This is a genomic window from Desulfurispirillum alkaliphilum (assembly GCF_055378285.1).
In genome coordinates this window covers 1,018,043-1,030,654 of the sequence record NZ_AP042405.1, presented here as the reverse complement: position 1 = coordinate 1,030,654, position 12,612 = coordinate 1,018,043, and the positions used below count along the sequence as shown (strand labels likewise).

The window sequence follows — 12,612 nt, the reverse complement described above, 5'->3', positions numbered from 1 at the left end:
GCAGGCAATTGAAAAATGCTCAGGTGCAAGGCGCTCGCGGAGCGAGGAATGAAGCGTACTCCCCGTACGTTGCAGTGACGCGCGACTGCGAGCAACGTCGCAGATGAGGGTTTTTCAGCAGCCTGTTAAGAGATTAAACCTATATCACAACCATCGCTCACGACGCAAACTCACCGCAGAACAACCGCCTGGCTGTACCACTGCCCCGTACAGAGTGCAATTCCCCGTTCCCTGGCCGCATCGCGCAGGCAGTGGCAGGCTCCCATGAAGGTGGGGAAGCTGCCGCCCTCACCCCGCATCTGTTTGGAAAAGCGCTCACTGTCTATACCCATGCGCACCAGAATCGTCGGCGCATCCTCATTCATAAGGACAAAGTGGGTGTCCTTTAGTCTGACCGTGTCCTTTAGTCTGACCCGCCATCTCCAGAATTCATTCTCCATCTTGTTCCCTGGTTCTGTACTTCTGTTTCGGACTATTTGGCTTTCCAGGAACTGTAGGCTCTAGCAAGCCTTTATCCAAAAGCGGCTTCAACGTATTTCTCCGAAAGTATGTTTTATGCTTAGCTCCAATATAAGTCATAATTTCATCGGCACTCCTCGGAGTCAGACAAAAAGTCAGGATAGCTTGGTCACTGGCTTGGTCACTGGCTTGGTCACTGGCTTGGTCACTGGCTTGGTCACTGGCTTGGTCACTGGCCCCTAAGGATTTTTGCGTAATTTTTTGTTCGGTATAGCTCAGTGTTACCAGATAACCATTTGCCATTTCCTCGTACTGAAACACCATGGTGGGATATTCTGCAACTTCCTTGCGAACTCGAATGTAACCGCTACCATGCAAAGTGGGTGTCCTTTAGTGTTCCGTTCGCACTTATTCGCGTCCATTTGCGTTAAGCGGTTCCTGCTGCCTTGGTATTCCCCCCATTCCTCACGCAATCTCAAAAGAACAGGTTCAGGGGAAGTGCGTACCTTTGATGCTGCTCATCCCCAAAGGGCAGAATAGAATCTCCGCCATAGAATACAATCCCCACAATATCTTTGGGTGATTTGCGCTGAAATTCTGCAATATGCTTAAACGCTTCCTTCGTAACCGCTTGGGATGACTTTACTTCTATAGCGAAGATTCTGTCGCCTTTTTCGATGATAAAATCTATTTCTTTCCTGTCACTGGTACGGTAGTGGGAGATTTGGGGTTTGCTCTGACTGTAGCTGATATGCTTCAGTAATTCACTGTAAACAAACGTCTCAATGATATTACCCTTGTAGTTTGAGGCAAGCAATTCATCCGGGGTGCTTATCCCCACAAGGTGGCTCAGTATGCCGCTATCAGTCATAAAAAACTTGGGTGATTTGATAAATCGCTTGGATATATTCGAGCTGTAGGGTTGCAGCAGGGATATCTGGTAGATCATCACCAACATTGAAAGGTAGTTGCTTACCGTCTGCTCGGAGATATTCGCGTCACAAGCGAGATTTGATTTATTCAGCAGACTGCCGCTTCTGGGCGCGACGATATTGTAGAACCGAATAAAAGAGGAAACATCTCTGAGCTCACCAATATCCCTGATATCTCTTTCGATATAGGTGCTGATATAGGAGTCAAACCAAAGCGAGCGACCCCTGGCAGACGAAATCTTTAAAATTTCGGGATAACCGCCAGCTATGATCGCCTTCAGAATATCCCCATACGCAACATCAGTCGGGGTAAAATCATCCACTTGCCCCTGGAACAGCACGTCGATGATATTCTCGTTCGGCTTGTGGTGGATCTCCTTCTGGGAAAGCGGCCACATGACTATTTCGATAATTCTGCCCGCCAGGGTATCCCTTGCCTGCTTCATGTCCAGCACATTCGCAGAACCCGTCAAAAGGAAACTGCCGTTGATGCGGTTGCCATCAATGTCTATCTTGATCCCCTCAAGCACCTGGGGAACCTTCTGAATCTCATCAATGGCAACAGGCCTGGGCAGGGAGTGGATATACCCAGCCGGATCATTGAGCGCCGCCTCGCGGTCGCTGAGATTGTCAAAAACGCGGTATTCCCGCCCCGTGGAAAGGCACAGGGTTGACTTCCCCACCTGCCTGGAACCGCAGACCAGAACCGCAGGGGATACCTTCAAGGCTTCATGCATAATATCATTGAGCGACCGATTGAACATAGCACACCCTTGCCTTTGTAATTTCCACAAGTATACCTATGGAAACTGCAAAAGCAAGGGTCATTGCACGCAACTGCTTATGAATCCCTGCCCCTCGCGAGTGCCCTCAGTGACACTGCAAGAATGGAAGAAACATCCTTCATCTTCTGGTTTCTCACCCATCACGACGCAAACTCACCGCAAAACAGCCGAAAGGCATATCTCTCGCTCGCTCGCTGCGCTCACTTGAGACGCAGGGTACGCGGAGGGAAAGGCAGTGAAAGCCTCAGTTTTTTCCTCAGCGTCCATCTGCGGTAAGCGGTTCCTGCTGCCTTTCGTCTCTCTCTGCGAAAATCAGCGGAATCAGCGGAGAACCCCTTCTCCCAGCATCAGAATCTCTCAGCTGGAGTTCAGGCTACTTCACAACACCAAGCCGTTCACGCTGATAGCTCCCATCCTGAACCCGCTTACACCATTCCTGATTTTCCAGATACCACGAAATGGTTTTCCGAATGCCACTTTCAAAAGTCTCATCTGGAACCCAACCAAGCTCGTCGTGAATCTTGCTGGCGTCAATCGCATAACGGCGGTCATGCCCCGGACGATCTGCAACGTAAGCAATAAGCTCACGAAAGTTTGCAACACCAGCTGGCTTTTTTGGCGCCAACTCTTCCAGGAGGTCACATATCGTGTGAACAACATCAAGGTTTCGTCGCTCATTATGTCCGCCGATATTGTACGTCGATCCAATTTTTCCGCTCGTTGCGACAAGCACGAGCGCTCGCGCATGGTCTTCAACATACAACCAGTCACGAATTTGATCGCCTTTACCATAAACCGGCAATGGCTTACCCTCCAAGGCGTTCAGGATCATCAGTGGAATAAGTTTTTCCGGAAAATGGTATGGCCCATAATTATTTGAACAATTCGTCAAAACCACAGGTAAGCCATAGGTTCTGTGCCACGCGCGCACAAGATGATCCGAGCTCGCCTTGCTCGCACTATAGGGAGAACTTGGCGCATAGGTCGTGCTCTCCGTAAAAAGCGGAAGGGGTCGCACTTCACTTTCATCCGGATGGGGCAAATCACCATACACTTCATCTGTCGAAATGTGGTGGAACCGGAAACATTGCTGCCGCTCCCCAAGCCCCAGCCAATACTTTCTTGCCTGCTCAAGCAGCACATAGGTTCCCACAATATTTGTCTGAATAAACTCTGCCGGACCGTCTATGGAACGATCCACATGACTTTCCGCAGCAAGGTGCATTACGATGTCGGGCTGATGCGTCTCGAATACTCGTTTCACCTCAACAGCGTCGCAGATATCCACCTGTTCAAAACAGTAACGCTCACTCGCGCTCACGCTGACCAGCGACTCAAGGTTTCCCGCATAAGTCAACTTGTCCACGTTCACAACATGATGATCTGTATTGCTAATCAGGTGGCGGATAACAGCAGAACCAATAAAACCTGCACCGCCAGTGACGAGAATCTTCTTCATTTCTCACCCTCCTTGCCCAGTATATCCAGACACTTTACCAACGAATCCCGCCAGTGCGGAATAACTACACTAAAAGTACGCTTCACATGAGACTTGTCCATTACGCTATACTGGGGGCGCGTTGCGGGTGTTGGATACTCATGAGTCTGAATCGGCTCTATAGTACATGGCACACCAGCAATCCCGAGAATTGCATGGGCGAAATCATACCAGCTCGCAACACCCTCATTGGAAAAGTGAAAAACCTGCCCAAAACCTTTGTGCGCCTGTGGAAGAATATGAACAATAGCTGCGGCCAGGTCGGCAGCATACGTGGGAGTTCCTACCTGGTCATAAATTACGCGCAAGTGCCCTCGCTCGCGCCCATAATGCAGCATGGTCTTCACAAAGTTCTTGCCGTGTGATGAATAGAGCCAACTTGTACGAAGAATAACCGCACTGCTGCACTCACGCAACACAGCGTTTTCTCCAGCCAGCTTGCTCGCACCATAAACACTTAAAGGGTTCACACTGTCGTCTTCGGTATAAGGGCTGGATTTTTTACCATCAAACACAAAATCCGTTGATACATGTATCAGCGGAATGTTCATTTTGCTGGCAAGGGCCGCAATATTTTTCGCACCAAACTCATTGACACCAAAAGCCTCCTTGCGCTCGCTCTCGGCCTTGTCAACAGCCGTATACGCAGCGCAATTCACTATAGCTTCAATTTCTTGACCCGCAAAAGAGCTGAGGACCGCATGCGCATCGGTAATATCAAGCTCATTCACATCTACTCCGAAGAACTTTTCACCAAGCAACCTTGAAAGCTCGTAACCGAGCTGCCCAGAAGCTCCTGTAACCAGCACCTTAGCCATAAAGCTGCTCGCAGGAGAAAACTTCCGCATTCTTCAGAAGCGGCTGCTGCCTGTCTTTTTCGGAAAGAATCAATTGATCCTTTGCCAGCCCCCAGTCAATTCCGAGCGCAGGATCATCAAATGCAATCCCCCTGTCGCACTCCTTTGAGTAGAAATTATCCACCTTGTATTGAAAGACCGCAGTTTCAGAAAGCACCACAAACGCGTGAGCAAAGCCCCGAGGAATAAATAACTGTCGCTTGTTTTCAGCAGAAAGCTCGTAGGCCACGTGTTTGCCAAAGGTTGCGCTTCCTTTGCGGATATCCACCGCTACGTCCAGCACACACCCCTGAACCACTCTCACCAGTTTGCTCTGGGCAAACGGAGGAAGCTGATAGTGCAACCCTCTCAAAACACCACGACACGAAAGCGACTCATTATCCTGGACAAAAGTCACGTCAAACCCAAGAGCATCGCGCAGCAAATCTCCGCGAAACGTTTCCATGAAATAGCCGCGATCATCGCCGAAAACTTTAGGCTCGATCAAACAGACATCTCGTAATTCTGTCGAAATAATTTTCATATCAACCCCAGAAAAATGACCGTAATTTGTTGAAAAACTCCACAGAACAGCCTCAGTTCATGAAGACCTATCTATTCGCCAGCCTCATCAGATACTGCCCGTACTGGTTTTTCTCCAATGGTTTAGCAAGATACAAAAGCTGCTCACGATCAATATAGCCCATCTGAAAAGCAATCTCTTCTATACAGGCAATCTTGAGACCCTGGCGCTTTTCAATTACCTCAATGAAATTACTGGCCTCAAGCAGGCTTTCATGCGTTCCTGTGTCAAGCCACGCATACCCTCTGCCCATGAGCTCCACTTTCAGCTTCCCAAGCTTAAGGTACTCCTCATTGACAGTGGTAATTTCCAATTCACCCCTGGCAGAAGGCTTTATAGACTTCGCAACGTCAACCACATCATTTGTGTAATAGTACAGACCAACGACCGCATAGTTGCTTTTTGGATTTGCCGGTTTTTCCTCGATACTCACTGCATTAAGCTTATTGTCAAACTCCACTACTCCGTAACGATGGGGATCCGCCACCTGGTAACCAAAAACAACAGCTCTTCGTTGATCCCTGACTGCCCCTACTGAACGTTGCAGCATCTCCACCAACCCATGGCCATGAAACAGGTTATCCCCTAAAATCAAACACACATCATCATTACCAATAAACTCCTCGCCTATAATGAAAGCCTGAGCCAATCCATCAGGACTTGGCTGCACAGCATAAGATAACTGGATCCCAATATCGCTGCCATCTCCCAAAAGCTTCTGGAAAGATTGCTGGTCGTGAGGAGTCGTTATAATCAGAATATCCTGAATACCAGACAGCATCAGAATGGAAAGGGGATAGTAGATCATGGGCTTGTCATAAACCGGTATCAGTTGTTTTGACACACCCTTGGTTATCGGATACATGCGGGTTCCTGAACCGCCAGCAAGAATTATACCTTTCATGAAAACTCCCAGACTCTATAGTTTTGTTTTTCGAAAAACAAATTCAGGAATATGGACAATAATCAGCATGATATAACGCCATACCCAAAGGGAATAAAGAACTCCCTTGTTTTTTTGTAACCCTCGCATGACATCCCGAGCGACCTGCTCCGGCTGTGCTGTAAGCTTTGCTGGCAGGTTCATACCACGAGTCATTCGCGTATCAACAAAGCCCGGCTTTACCGTCAGTATCTTCACATTATTTCCCAGAAGAGAGAACCGATTACGCAGCCCCGATAGATAAGCCGTAAACCCTGCCTTTGCTGCCCCGTAATGGTAGTTGGAAGCCCGACCTCGATCACCGGCAACTGAGGAAATTCCAATAATGAAGCCTTCACCTTGCAACTCAAGATGCGACGCCATCATGTCAAGTACACTCATGCAACCAGTTAAATTAGTGTCAATAACCCTTCTGGCCTCGCTTTGACTCTTCTGTATCTCTTCCTCCACGCCCATATACCCAATCGCGCAAACACAGCCATATGGTTTCACGTTAAGCGCCATCCAAAAGTCCTGATGACTTTCAAAATCCGTAATATCAAGGAAACAGCAAGTAACTGGCACAGAATAGCGCAGAGCAAAATCAGCACCATCCTTTTCCAGCTCCTGCATATCTCTGCCAGCCAGAATTAATCCGAAACCCTGCCCCGCAAGCTCACGTGCCACTGCCTTTGCGATATCGCTGCTCGCCCCAAGGATCAAAACCATTTTACTCATCTACAACCCCAGTCTCTTTGATTGCAAGGATGCGAATTTTCTCTTCGGATCTACACTTTGCCTCACAGACATAAACTTGCCTAGCTCAGGGTAACCCGCCTCAAACGTCTCCCTGGATACGCGCACATCCTTGGTCAGGTATATACGCCCACCATGCCTCACCACAATACTGTCAAGCCTGTCAAGCAAGGGAAACAGCCCCTTCTCAATCTTGAAATCCAAAGCCAGACTGTAACCCTCAAGGGGAAAGGAAAGATAATTTTCGTTTGCCGGCCCATAAAGCTTCAGCACAGCAAGAAACGAACCTCTGCCACTTGCGGCAATCGCGGATAAGATTTCCGACAAACCTTCATAGCTGACAGACTTAGGCAAAATAAACTGATACTGTGTAAATCCAGCTTTTCCGTAAATTCGGTTCCAATTATTCAGTGCATCAAGCGGATAGAAAAAGGAGTCCACTCCCACAGTTTGCTGAGATTCCCCCATTTTGGCCTTGCCATAATAGAGCATGTTAAATGCCTTTACGCTCAGCGTGTTGAGAGCAAAAGTCGGGAAATCCAAAGGGACAGAAAGGGAACGCTTTTCAACATAATTTATATCGCCATCATCAGCAAAATCGCCAACCATCAATATACTGCGCCCTAAACTCTTGCCCTTGGCGAGACAATCAATCCATGCTACGGAATATGGCTGCCCCGAGTACGCCTCAAAAGCCTCGAAGGTATCTTTGAGATTCCGCGTTTTGATCGTAGTCTGACGAATATTTTGAGATTTTACCGGCTTCAAGGCGAGAGTCGCCTGCAAAATTATGCCCGTCAACCCCATGCCACCACAGGTCGCCAGAAAAAGCTCCCTGTTCTCAGATCGGGAGCATTCGACCACTGAACCATCTGCAAGCATCATTCTGAAAGACTCAACACACTCGCTGAAACAACCCTCGACATGGTGATTCTTACCATGGATATCGCACGCAATGGCCCCACCCACAGTGATCAGTTTTGTCCCAGGAGTTACCTTGAGAAACCAACCACGTGGCAAAAACACCTTTATGATATCAGACAACAAAACCCCTGCCTCACAAGTCAAAACCCCGGATGCCTCATCAAAACCGAGAAAACGGTTGCTGCACAGCATGGGTGCAACTACTGAAGAAAGGGCACTATCCCCATAACTTCTGCCATTACCAAATGCAATAAGCTCACTACTGGAACTCACCCCATCAGCCAGCTCATCATAGTGTGAAAATAATACGCGCTCCGACTCAACAACAGGGAAACGCCCCCATGCAGTCAATTGCTGTTTTTGTGTTTTCATCAAACTGCCTTTTCAGAAGTACAACATTAGCGTTTATTGAGCCTAGAAGCCAGGAACAGAGAAAGAAGCTTTGCCACAGAGAACACAGAGGCCATGACAGGCACACCAGAGTATTCCAAGGCACTGTGCGCCCATCAGCTTTCTGCGAAAAAATCTCCCTTTTAGACGCTTTGATCAAACCTTCGCCGCAGATGAGTTTTTTCTAAAATTGACCAGAATAATTATTGCCCCATGGGATATACAACATTATACTGCGAAATCGCAAATGATAATAAAATAATTCATTAAGGAAGAATCACATGCCAGAAGACACCCCCATCAAGAGCGCGTCACCCATCGTTGTGGATCTTGATGGCACCCTCCTGGACTCAGACTTTCTGATTGAGTGCGCCTTCCAGTACATCAAAAGCAACCCCTTGCGCATCTTTACGCTTATCATCTGGCTCTTCAAGGGAAAAAGTCACCTAAAGACTTGCCTGGCTGAGCACGTCACCATTGACGTAGCAACCCTGCCATATAATACGACACTTCTGCACTGGCTCAAGGAACAAAAAACTGCAGGCAGAGAAATTGTCCTTGCTACCGCTACTCATCAGGCTTTCGCCAACAGAATAGCAGAGCACCTTGGCATTTTTGACCTTACCCTGGGCACAACAGAACACCGCAACCTTGCCTCCTCAAACAAGCAGCAGGAACTCACACAGCGGTTTGGTGCGAACAGCTACGAATATGTGGGCAATGCAAAAGCCGATATACCCGTCTGGAAAACAGCAAAAACCGCACATATCGTCAACCCTGAATTTGGCGTCGAAAGCAAGGCCCGTAAACTTGGAAAAACCGGGGAGATATTCCATACCAGGCCAAACCACATCAAAACACTGGCCAGAACACTCAGGCTTCACCAGTGGATGAAAAACCTGTTGATCTTTGTGCCACTTGCTGCCTCTCACATGCTCCTCTCGCCCCAGCACATCCTGTGGGCACTCATAGCCTTTGTCGTTTTCGGAATGACCGCTTCCAGCGTTTACCTGCTTAACGATCTTCTTGACCTCCAGGATGACCGCCACCATCACTCAAAGAAAAAGCGCCCCCTTGCCAGCGGCTCATTTCCCATCAAGCATGCCGTCGCCCTTATCCCCATATTGCTCCTGATAAGCTTTGGCATTACTATTTTGGGCTCTTCCGTATTGAGGATACATTGACAAAAAAGTGAGCATGGTGCCATTTATCGGGATTACAACCAAATAATTCCGGGAGAAGCACCATGCCCACCAGTGTTCTTTACCATGCCTACGGCCTTGCTGGCTACGATTACATCCGTACACAGTATCGCGGCAATACCATCAATTTCCATGTCCGGCCCCGTAAAAAGCTGATTCGCTGCCCTGCGTGCCTTGGCCGTTCTGTCATATTGCGAGGCAGTAGCATTCGTCGGTTACGAGGTTTGCCTTTGGGGATCAAGTCCACTTGGTTGCACGTCCACGTTCCACGCATCCAGTGCCTTCAGTGCGGTAGCGTCAGGCGGGTGAGTCTGAAAATAGCCTCTCCACGGTGTTCCTACACCCATGCATTTGCTCGGTATGTGGTCTCCCTTGCCCAAGCTATGAGCCTCATTGATGTAGCACGGCTTCTTGGTATAGGCTGGGACCTGGTCAAGTCCATTTTCAAGCGGTATCTGCATCATCACTATAGTAGCCCTTCACTTGCTGGGCTTGAGTATATCGCCATTGATGAGAAATACACCGGACGCAAACATGGCTTCATTACTCTCGTCATTGACCTTGGTTCAGCCAGGGTCGTATACGTTGGAGCAGGCAAACAGGCAGAAGCGCTTGATGGTTTCTGGAAACGCCTTGGTCGTCGCAAGTCATCTATCAAAGCCGTTGCTGCTGACATGAGTCCGGCTTACCGGTCGGCAGTGCTCGAACACCTTCCATCTGCTGCGTTGGTGTTTGATCGTTTCCATGTCGTCAAGCTTATGAATGAACGCCTTACCGATATTCGCCGCGAGCTGTACCATGAGCTCACAAGTCAGCATGACAGGAGCATTCTCAAAGGCACTCGCTGGATGCTTCTCAAAAATCCGCAGAGCATTGGCGAGCAAACCAGCGATCATGAACGCCTTGAACTTGCCCTGCAGGCCAATCGACCATTGGCGGTTGCCTACTATATGAAAGAAGATCTCCGCCAGATATGGCAACAAACTGACAAGGTAGCTGCCACGGTATTCCTCGATGACTGGATCAACAGGGCTCAGGCATCAGCCATCAAAGGGTTGAAGAAAATGGCCAAAACGCTGGAGAAGCACCGAGAGGGAATCCTGAACTGGTATGATCACCCCATATCAACAGGACCACTTGAGGGGATCAACAACAAAATTGATACCCTCAAAAGGCAAGCCTATGGATACAGAGATATGGAATTCTTCGAGCTCAGAATAAAGGCCCTCCATAATTCAAAGTACGCTTTAACCGGATGAACCCTATTTTGTTTCTGCCGTGGAAATTCCTTGTGGTTCTTGCGGGGTACTACACACTGACCCTTGCCTACTCATTCTGGCTCAAGCGGATTGTCATGGTTGATGTCGTGAGCCTGGCCGCGCTCTATACAACCCGCATTATCGCAGGAGCAACCGCGCTTCAGCTGGCGCTAACCTTCTGGATGCTCGCATTCTCCATGTTTATTTTCCTGAGCCTTGCTCTGGTAAAACGATATACAGAACTCCACAACGCAAAACAGGAAGGAAAAAAAGAGCAGACAAGAGGGAGGGGTTATTACCCCAAAGACCTGGAGCTTATCGCATCACTCGGAGCAGCTTCAGGATACCTGTCCGTGCTGGTGCTCGCACTCTACATCCAGGACGAGAGCACCCTGCAACTCTACTCTCAACCCAAGATCATGTGGCTCGCATGCCCCGTACTTCTTTACTGGATAAGCCGCACATGGTTGCTGGCGCATCGTGGGCAAATGCACGACGACCCCGTGGTCTTTGCCGCAAAAGATCGCGCAAGCCAGATTACCGGAGCCATGCTTGGTATAATCTTTGTAGCCGCAAGCCTCGTATAGCAGCTGGAGCCTTTCGTGAACGCAATAAAAAAAATAAACGGAACCTGGCTGATCGGACTCGCGTTACTCTACGGACTTGCCCTTTACTGGCTGGACAGCTACCTGGACCTTTCTGCAGTCACAATCGCACCAGCCTGGGCAGTAGCGACAGCACTTATCCTGTCCATAGCCAATCTGCTGATCCGGTACATGCGATGGAGAACCATCCTGCTTGAGCAGCGCAGCACTACCCCATGGCTTTTCGGATTACTGGCGTACCTGGCTGGCTTTGCCTATACCGCCACACCAGGAAAAGCGGGTGAGTTATCACGCGCTCTTTACTACCGCAAGGTGGGCATATCACCTCAGAAAGTATTTTCTGCTTTTGTCATAGAACGATTTTTCGACCTTCTCGCGGTAAGTGCCCTTGCCTCGCTGATCTTTTTCTCAAGGCCCGAATTTTCCCTTGTTGGCATTGCGACGCTGGCCCTGATCGCTTTCGTCCTGGCAGCCACCAGGATCAGGCGATTTTTCCTTGTGCTTGCGCAGAGCACAAGCCTTCTCGCGCCAAAGCGCTGGCATGCCAGGATTTTCCGCTTTCTTGCCATGGTTCGCGTGCGCGTCAGCCTTGGAGTCGCCTCAAGAAAAATGCCATATTACTTCACATCTGGTCTGATCGCCTGGCTGTGCCTTTCACTGGCTTTTGCAGTGCTCTGTTACTCAGTGAACATCCAAGCAAACGGACTCTTTCTGGCAAGTATATACCCCGCCGCCATGCTTGCCGGGGCTATCACCTTCATCCCCGGGGGAGTCGGTTCAACCGAAGTCGCGATAGTCGCACTACTTCTGTCCTGCGGCACTCCACTGGCCTTGGGACTAGGGCTGGCAATTCTTATCCGACTCCTTACCCTCTGGCTTGCCACCTGCATTGGGTTCATATCAATCATTGCTCTAAAATAGCAGGTGTCTCCTCCCTTACGGCAATACCAGACCACTCACCCCATTTGGCACCATTGTCAATTATCTGAAGAGTATGCAAACCATCGAAAAAAGAGGCGTCCAAATCAAGGTTTCGCCACGAAGTGCTCCTTTGCAAAACCGCCTCATGACGCACCTGGCCTTGGCGAAAAATTCGTATTCTCTGGTTATGGGCTATCGGACCGGTGATATACAGAATTTCATTTTCACGACCCAAAGGAAAAGTCATTTGGGCCAAATCACTATCCCCGGTGATATGGGAACCATAAACTCGATATCCTGGCAGCACTTCCCTGCTGTAGGTCGCGTTTTCCTGATAATCCTTCAGCACTGGGGGCATAAACTCAAAAGTGCTCATGCGGCCTACCTCGGGCGCAACCACATGCATGATCATCTTCTCACGTATATTGGATTCCTTAACGTAACCAATAAATCCACTTTTCCCAGCAGATTCATCACTAAGAACTTGTCCATAAATAATCATTGACCCGAGCAATGTTTCGCTGTAGAATGATCCACAAA

Annotated in this window: 13 protein-coding genes and 1 pseudogene; 4 read left to right on the top strand and 10 right to left on the bottom strand. The window is 49.0% G+C overall.

Annotation, left to right across the window (positions count from 1 at the left end; translation table 11 throughout):
* Positions 1 to 170: 170 nt before the first annotated feature.
* From ACZ46I_RS04750 to ACZ46I_RS04710, 9 genes are all read right to left on the bottom strand, one after another.
* Positions 171 to 440: a hypothetical protein gene (locus ACZ46I_RS04750; RefSeq protein ID WP_464281606.1), complete on the bottom strand. Its 270-nt coding sequence runs from the start codon at positions 438 to 440 to the stop codon at positions 171 to 173.
* Positions 430 to 783: a Fic family protein gene (locus ACZ46I_RS04745; protein ID WP_464281605.1), complete on the bottom strand. Its 354-nt coding sequence runs from the start codon at positions 781 to 783 to the stop codon at positions 430 to 432. Before ACZ46I_RS04745 ends, ACZ46I_RS04750 begins: the two co-directional genes overlap by 11 nt.
* Positions 784 to 934: 151 nt before the next feature.
* Complete coding sequence (locus tag ACZ46I_RS04740) at positions 935 to 2,185, bottom strand: ATP-binding protein (RefSeq protein ID WP_464281604.1); 1,251 nt, start codon at positions 2,183 to 2,185, stop codon at positions 935 to 937.
* A 364-nt stretch (positions 2,186 to 2,549) separates the two neighbouring features.
* Positions 2,550 to 3,635, bottom strand: a complete 1,086-nt coding sequence (gene rfbB / locus ACZ46I_RS04735) for a dTDP-glucose 4,6-dehydratase (protein WP_464281603.1) — start codon at positions 3,633 to 3,635, stop codon at positions 2,550 to 2,552.
* Positions 3,632 to 4,492 carry a dTDP-4-dehydrorhamnose reductase gene (rfbD, locus tag ACZ46I_RS04730; protein WP_464281602.1) on the bottom strand — a complete coding sequence of 287 codons (861 nt, stop codon included), beginning with the start codon at positions 4,490 to 4,492 and terminating at the stop codon, positions 3,632 to 3,634. Before rfbD ends, rfbB begins: the two co-directional genes overlap by 4 nt.
* Positions 4,485 to 5,054 carry a dTDP-4-dehydrorhamnose 3,5-epimerase gene (gene rfbC, locus ACZ46I_RS04725; protein ID WP_464281601.1) on the bottom strand — a complete coding sequence of 190 codons (570 nt, stop codon included), beginning with the start codon at positions 5,052 to 5,054 and terminating at the stop codon, positions 4,485 to 4,487. Before rfbC ends, rfbD begins: the two co-directional genes overlap by 8 nt.
* 67 nt (positions 5,055 to 5,121) lie before the next feature.
* A complete protein-coding gene (rfbA, locus tag ACZ46I_RS04720) occupies positions 5,122 to 5,997 on the bottom strand; it encodes a glucose-1-phosphate thymidylyltransferase RfbA (RefSeq protein ID WP_464281600.1) in 876 nt (291 codons plus the stop codon).
* A gap of 15 nt (positions 5,998 to 6,012) precedes the next feature.
* Positions 6,013 to 6,753 carry an SDR family oxidoreductase gene (locus tag ACZ46I_RS04715; protein ID WP_464281599.1) on the bottom strand — a complete coding sequence of 247 codons (741 nt, stop codon included), beginning with the start codon at positions 6,751 to 6,753 and terminating at the stop codon, positions 6,013 to 6,015.
* Positions 6,754 to 8,067, bottom strand: a complete 1,314-nt coding sequence (locus ACZ46I_RS04710) for an FAD-binding oxidoreductase (protein WP_464281598.1) — start codon at positions 8,065 to 8,067, stop codon at positions 6,754 to 6,756. It lies immediately after the preceding gene.
* A 299-nt stretch (positions 8,068 to 8,366) separates the two neighbouring features.
* Here ACZ46I_RS04710 and ACZ46I_RS04705 point away from each other — a divergent pair, with 299 nt between their 5' ends.
* The 4 genes and pseudogenes from ACZ46I_RS04705 to ACZ46I_RS04690 all read left to right on the top strand — a co-directional run bounded on the left by ACZ46I_RS04705 (position 8,367) and on the right by ACZ46I_RS04690 (position 12,072).
* On the top strand, positions 8,367 to 9,269 hold the full coding sequence (locus tag ACZ46I_RS04705) for a UbiA family prenyltransferase (RefSeq protein WP_464281597.1): 903 nt from the start codon (positions 8,367 to 8,369) through the stop codon (positions 9,267 to 9,269).
* Between the two features lie 62 nt (positions 9,270 to 9,331).
* A complete protein-coding gene (locus ACZ46I_RS04700) occupies positions 9,332 to 10,546 on the top strand; it encodes an ISL3 family transposase (RefSeq protein ID WP_464281596.1) in 1,215 nt (404 codons plus the stop codon).
* Between the two features lie 8 nt (positions 10,547 to 10,554).
* Positions 10,555 to 11,133: pseudogene (locus ACZ46I_RS04695) on the top strand (UbiA family prenyltransferase); the annotation flags it as partial.
* Positions 11,134 to 11,148: 15 nt separating this feature from the next.
* Positions 11,149 to 12,072: a lysylphosphatidylglycerol synthase transmembrane domain-containing protein gene (locus tag ACZ46I_RS04690; protein ID WP_464281595.1), complete on the top strand. Its 924-nt coding sequence runs from the start codon at positions 11,149 to 11,151 to the stop codon at positions 12,070 to 12,072.
* On the opposite strand, the gene ACZ46I_RS04685 is transcribed toward ACZ46I_RS04690, so the two are convergent.
* Positions 12,056 to 12,574: a hypothetical protein gene (locus tag ACZ46I_RS04685; RefSeq protein ID WP_464281594.1), complete on the bottom strand. Its 519-nt coding sequence runs from the start codon at positions 12,572 to 12,574 to the stop codon at positions 12,056 to 12,058. The genes ACZ46I_RS04690 and ACZ46I_RS04685 overlap by 17 nt on opposite strands.
* Positions 12,575 to 12,612: the final 38 nt, after the last annotated feature.

What these genes read in the sequence shown, in the direction of transcription:
- ACZ46I_RS04705 (WP_464281597.1), top strand. Translation starts at nt 8,367, where the DNA reads ATGCCAGAAGACACCCCCATCAAGAGCGCGTCACCCATCGTTGTGGAT.
- ACZ46I_RS04750 (WP_464281606.1), bottom strand. Translation starts at nt 440, where the DNA reads ATGGAGAATGAATTCTGGAGATGGCGGGTCAGACTAAAGGACACGGTC.
- ACZ46I_RS04685 (WP_464281594.1), bottom strand. Translation starts at nt 12,574, where the DNA reads ATGATTATTTATGGACAAGTTCTTAGTGATGAATCTGCTGGGAAAAGT.
- ACZ46I_RS04715 (WP_464281599.1), bottom strand. Translation starts at nt 6,753, where the DNA reads ATGAGTAAAATGGTTTTGATCCTTGGGGCGAGCAGCGATATCGCAAAG.
- ACZ46I_RS04710 (WP_464281598.1), bottom strand. Translation starts at nt 8,067, where the DNA reads ATGAAAACACAAAAACAGCAATTGACTGCATGGGGGCGTTTCCCTGTT.
- rfbC (WP_464281601.1), bottom strand. Translation starts at nt 5,054, where the DNA reads ATGAAAATTATTTCGACAGAATTACGAGATGTCTGTTTGATCGAGCCT.
- rfbB (WP_464281603.1), bottom strand. Translation starts at nt 3,635, where the DNA reads ATGAAGAAGATTCTCGTCACTGGCGGTGCAGGTTTTATTGGTTCTGCT.
- rfbA (WP_464281600.1), bottom strand. Translation starts at nt 5,997, where the DNA reads ATGAAAGGTATAATTCTTGCTGGCGGTTCAGGAACCCGCATGTATCCG.
- ACZ46I_RS04745 (WP_464281605.1), bottom strand. Translation starts at nt 783, where the DNA reads ATGGTGTTTCAGTACGAGGAAATGGCAAATGGTTATCTGGTAACACTG.
- ACZ46I_RS04700 (WP_464281596.1), top strand. Translation starts at nt 9,332, where the DNA reads ATGCCCACCAGTGTTCTTTACCATGCCTACGGCCTTGCTGGCTACGAT.
- rfbD (WP_464281602.1), bottom strand. Translation starts at nt 4,492, where the DNA reads ATGGCTAAGGTGCTGGTTACAGGAGCTTCTGGGCAGCTCGGTTACGAG.